Origin of the sequence: Pseudomonas sp., from assembly GCF_049645325.1 — a bacterium.
GTDB lineage: Bacteria > Pseudomonadota > Gammaproteobacteria > Pseudomonadales > Pseudomonadaceae > Aquipseudomonas.
The window spans coordinates 1-4935 of the sequence record NZ_JBARTQ010000414.1; the positions used below are offsets into that span (position 1 = coordinate 1).

4 protein-coding genes are annotated in these 4935 nt (G+C 58.0%); 1 reads left to right on the forward strand and 3 read right to left on the reverse strand.

The features are described 5' to 3' along the window. Positions 1-90: 90 nt before the first annotated feature. Both WBB95_RS17900 and WBB95_RS17905 read right to left on the reverse strand, forming a co-directional pair. A complete protein-coding gene (locus WBB95_RS17900; RefSeq protein ID WP_424488802.1) occupies positions 91-1443 on the reverse strand; it encodes a GntP family permease in 1353 nt (450 codons plus the stop codon). 84 nt (positions 1444-1527) lie between these two features. Next, positions 1528-2061, reverse strand: coding sequence for a gluconokinase (locus WBB95_RS17905; protein ID WP_424488803.1), 534 nt, complete (start codon positions 2059-2061; stop codon positions 1528-1530). A 211-nt stretch (positions 2062-2272) separates the two neighbouring features. Here WBB95_RS17905 and WBB95_RS17910 point away from each other — a divergent pair, with 211 nt between their 5' ends. Next, positions 2273-3304 carry a LacI family DNA-binding transcriptional regulator gene (locus WBB95_RS17910; RefSeq protein ID WP_424488805.1) on the forward strand — a complete coding sequence of 344 codons (1032 nt, stop codon included), beginning with the start codon at positions 2273-2275 and terminating at the stop codon, positions 3302-3304. A gap of 10 nt (positions 3305-3314) precedes the next feature. Here WBB95_RS17910 and WBB95_RS17915 read toward each other — a convergent pair whose 3' ends face one another. Then, positions 3315-4460 (reverse strand): hypothetical protein, encoded by a 1146-nt coding sequence (locus WBB95_RS17915; RefSeq protein ID WP_424488804.1) that lies wholly within the window; start codon positions 4458-4460, stop codon positions 3315-3317. Positions 4461-4935 lie beyond the last annotated feature (475 nt).

Sequence of the window (4935 nt, forward strand, 5' to 3'; positions counted from 1 at the left end):
CAGTAAACCTGGTGACTGATACACCGCTTTCGCGAGCAAGCCCGCTCCCACATTTGCATTGGGTTTTCACCCGCTCTGATGATGTATCTGTCAGACCACCAACGACAGCAACATAATGAAGATCAACGCCACCACCGACAGGATGGTCTCCATCGCCGTCCAGGTTTTGAACGTCTCGGCCACGGTCATGTTGAAGTACTGCTTCACCAGCCAGAACCCGGCATCGTTGACGTGAGACAGCACCAACGAGCCCGCCCCCGTCGCCAACACCAGCAACTCGCGGTTAACCCCCGGAATCATCCCCACCACCGGCACCACAATGCCCGCGCCGGTAATGGTTGCCACGGTCGCAGAACCGGTGGCCACACGAATCACCGCCGCCACCAGCCATGCCAGCAAAATCGGGTTGATCTGCGCGTTCACGGCCATGTGGCCAATCACGTCACCCACGCCGCTGGTCACCAGCATCTGCTTGAAACCACCACCCGCGCCAATGATCAAGATAATCGCGGCAGTCGGCGCCAGGCTGGCGTCGAGCAGCTTGAGGATTTGCTTGGAGTGAATGCCCTGGCGATGGCCAAAGGTGTACAGCGACAGCAGCAACGCCAACAGCAACGCGGTGATCGGGTGACCGATCATGTCCATCCAGTTGCGGATAGCGTGGCCGTCCGGCAGCGCGACGTCAGCGAAAGTCTTGAGCAGCATCAGGAACACCGGCAGCAGCACGGTGATCAGGGTGATGCTGAAGCTCGGCAGGGTCTTCGACTCCGGCTCACGGGCCAGTTGGTCGACCAGTTCCTGGGACGGGTTGCCCGGGATGTACTTGGCGATAAACGTGCCGAAGATCGGGCCGGCGATGATAGCGGTCGGCAATGCGACGATCAGGCCGTACAGAATGGTCTTGCCGATGTCCGCGCCAAACACACCGATGGCCAGCAGCGGCCCCGGGTGCGGTGGCACCAGGCCGTGCACTGCCGAGAGGCCGGCGAGCAGCGGGATGCCGATCTTGATCAACGACACGCCGGTGCGGCGCGCGACGATGAACACCAGCGGGATCAGCAGTACAAAACCGATCTCGAAGAACAGCGGGATGCCCACCAGGAACGCGGCGAACATCATGGCCCACTGGACCTTTTCCTTGCCGAAGGCGCGGATCAAGGTTTGCGCGATCTGATCGGCGCCGCCGGATTCGGCCATCATTTTGCCGAGCATCGTGCCCAGCGCGAGGATGATGCCGACAAAGCCGAGCACACCGCCGAAACCGTCCTGGAACGCCTTGATGATCTTGTCCACGGGCATGCCCGAGGTCAGGCCGAGGAAGCCGGCCGCGATGATCAGTGCAATGAACGGGTGCACCTTGAACTTGGTGATCAAAAAGATCAGCCCGATGATAGTGACCACTGCATCGAGCAGTAGGTAAGACTCGTGGGACATGCCAAACATGGGGGGTCTCTCCTGTTTGTTGTTGTTATTAAAGCGGGTGTTGAATTTCCTGCCGGGGATAGCGCTATCTTTTCCGGCAAAAAATTATTTGGTTGGTTCAAAACCGTGTTGCAGCCACCAGGCATTGGTTTGCTCGGCCAGGTCCTCGACGCTGTCTTCACTGGCGTTGAGCGCCAGGGTCAGCGGCTCGCCTACGGGCGATTCAAGGGTGGCGAACTGGCTGTCGATCAGGCTGGCCGGCATGAAGTGGCCCGGACGGTGGGACACGCGGTCGGCGGCCACGGCACGGGTCAGCTCCAAAAACACAAAGCCCAGGCCCGGCGCAGCTTCGCGCAGGTGGTCACGGTATTTTTTCTTGAGGGCTGAGCAGGTGAGCACGGGATGCTCGCCGGCTTTTAACGAACGGCGCAGTTCATCGCAGAGGATGTCGAGCCAGCCGGCGCGGTCGTCGTCGTTGAGGGGGTGGCCGGCGCTCATCTTCTCGATGTTCGCGGCGGGGTGAAAGCTGTCGCCTTCAATCGCGGTGGCGCCGTTCAGAAGGCACAGGGCTTCGCTGACGCTGGACTTGCCACAGCCGGAAACACCCATGATGACCAGGGCGGTAACAGGTTGACTCATGAAACACCTCAGGACGCAGATAGCGCTACCTTTGCACGCTGTAAGGCTAGTGCAAAAACAGGCTTTTCCCGCGCCGTCTTGTCATTTTTATGGAGTGACGCGTGCATCCGCTCCAATCATTTGAACCGGATCAGGCAACCCGGCGTTCAAGTATTTGCAGCTGTTTGGAGACAGCGCTACCTTAGTGCCTCGATTTTTGTTTGGCAACCGCCTGATGACCTCCAAGAACGATAAAAATACCCGCACGACGGGTCGCCCTACCCTGAATGAAGTCGCCCGCCTGGCGGGTGTGAGCCCGATCACCGCCTCCCGCGCCTTGCGTGGCATCAGCACCGTCGCCACCGAACTGGTGGAAAAAGTCCAGCAGGCCGCGGCCGAACTCAACTACGTGGTCAACCCCGCCGCCCGCGCCCTGGCGTCGGCGCAGAGCCATTCGGTGGTGGTCATCGTGCCGTCGCTGTCCAACCTGCTGTTTATCGAAACCCTTGAGGCCATCCACCAAGTGCTGCGGCCCAAGGGCTTTGAAGTGCTGATCGGCAACTCGCACTATTCGCGTGACGAAGAAGAAAACCTGCTGCGCAACTACATGGCTTATCAGCCACGCGGCTTGCTGCTGACCGGGTTTGACCGCACCGAAAGCGCGCGCCGGATGGTCGAGGCGAGCAATGTGCCGTGTGTGTACATGATGGACCTGGACCCCAACGCCGGGGTGAACTGCGTGGGTTTCTCGCAACTGAGCGCGGGTGAAACCGCTGCCGCGCACTTGCTCTCGCGTGGGCGCAAGCGCCTGGCGTATATCGGCGCGCAGTTGGACCAACGCACCTTGCTGCGTGGCGAGGGCTTCCGCCGCGCACTGCAACAGGCCGGTATGTATGACCCGGCGCTGGAATTGCTGACGCCGCGCCCCTCCTCCGTGGGTTTGGGCGGCGAGCTGTTTTTGCAGTTGCTGGCAGCGCACCCGGATGTGGACGCGATTTTCTTCGGCAACGACGACCTGGCCCAAGGTGCGCTGCTCGAAGCCCTGCGCCACGGCATCAACGTGCCGGAGCGCGTGGCGGTGCTGGGCTTTAATGACTTGCCCGCGTCATCGTTCATGGTGCCGCGCTTGAGCAGCATCAGCACCCCGCGCGAAGCGATCGGGCGGCGTTCAGCGGAGCATTTGCTGACGATCATGGCGGGCAACAAGGTCGCCAAGCCGGTGGTGGATATGGGGTTTGAGTTGCAGGTGCGGGAGAGCACTTGATGGCCAGAGTTCAGTCAGACGGAGGGAGCCTGTAGCCTCCGCCCTCCGCCCCTTCATGCAGTGCCATCTGTATACGTTCATACACCTCATTGGCCTCTGTTGAGTTGATGGACCGAGAGCAATCTCTCAAAACAATACGCAGCAGAATGTTCTCTTGCCCGGGCAGCAATCCGAGGCGAGAGACCGCTTGCGCAGGTAAATCGTCACGACACCAACGCCCCATCACTCGCATTTCTTCTACCCACGATGAGTTTTCCCCCGCGGCCAGAAGCATCTTTTCAGTCATTGCTTCTTCGCTTTGGCCCGGCGTTACAGCAAGGGAAATGTCTCGGGTGATTGAAGGCAGCCTGGAAACCGGTTGCCACGGTTTCAAATCAAACATCTGGGCCTTTACCCTGGGATGGGAATCGCGAAGAAGACGAATGTCCGGAATGCCTTTGCGCAGCATAGTCAACCGGTCCAATCCCATTCCCAGGGCCAAGCCACCGTGCTGACGAGGGTTGATATTCAAACGCTCAAGCAATGACTTGGCGATGCAACCGCATTCCAGCACCTCGATAGGCTTACCCTCGAAGATCACGTTCACCTCGATGCCCCCCTCGGTGTAATGGTGGGGGCTTTCAGAGGCAGTCCAGCTCATTCCCGGTATGGCAACGTCCACTATATCCCCGACTAATCGCAGGAGATGATCCGACGTCGAGAGTTGCGGATCACCCAAAACCCAAAGGTCCATCTGATGCGGTTCTGCGCAGTGCCAGCGATCGCGACTGTCACGCCGAAACGTCATTCCTGGCGCAGCCAACATCAGCATTTGCCCAGGCTTACGACTTGCACTGGCCTGCTGTAACGCAACCGGAATCAAACTGGTGGTTTGCGTGCGCAGAAGACTGGCATCGTCAACCCAGCGGGTATATGCACTGCCAAGGGTCGTTTCAGTATCGTCGTAGCCGAGCAGACCGTAGTTATCTTGGGCGGTCACCACACGCGGGCCGTCAAGTAGTTGAGGTTCAGGCCACCCCCGTGTGCGCAGTCCTGTCAGTATTTCATCCAGCAATAAACGAATGGCGTGAGGCTCAATGCTTGGATCGGTCAGATCCTTCAGCGTCAAGGCACGTTGTAATTCAGCTGTACTTATTAACTTTTTACTTACATACATATCCGTATCCCCACTGGCTCAACGCCCACATGATGAACGTCAGAAAATTACGCTTGAAAAAGCCAGCACGGCAATAGCAACCTGCAAAAAAACCACATTATCAGGCGACACTTACAGACACTGCCTACACACGGTTAGCGAACTTATAAAAACATCATCTTTAAAAGAAATCGATATAAAAAACACACACCGCTTGTTTCCCTTTTTTCCGATTAGATGGCTAATAGCTTCACCCTGTTATCCAGGGCATCTAAACAATCCATAGCGGAGGCAACGATGAACGTACCGATTGATTTTAATGAACGAACACTGAATCGCATCACATCCGATCCTGAAGGATTTTCCTGGCCACCCCTGTCTTGGCCTTAACTAACAGCCCCAGAGTGCCAAGACCTTCCTCTTGGCACTCTGCACGGAGTGATCACGATGACAGCCTCTCAATACTCGTTGCTGCCAGACCTGGCTGATTTTGAAA

Excerpts from the sequence above, each read along its gene's own strand:
- WBB95_RS17900 (WP_424488802.1), bottom strand. The coding sequence starts at position 1,443 with ATGTTTGGCATGTCCCACGAGTCTTACCTACTGCTCGATGCAGTGGTC.
- WBB95_RS17905 (WP_424488803.1), bottom strand. The coding sequence starts at position 2,061 with ATGAGTCAACCTGTTACCGCCCTGGTCATCATGGGTGTTTCCGGCTGT.
- WBB95_RS17915 (WP_424488804.1), bottom strand. The coding sequence starts at position 4,460 with ATGTATGTAAGTAAAAAGTTAATAAGTACAGCTGAATTACAACGTGCC.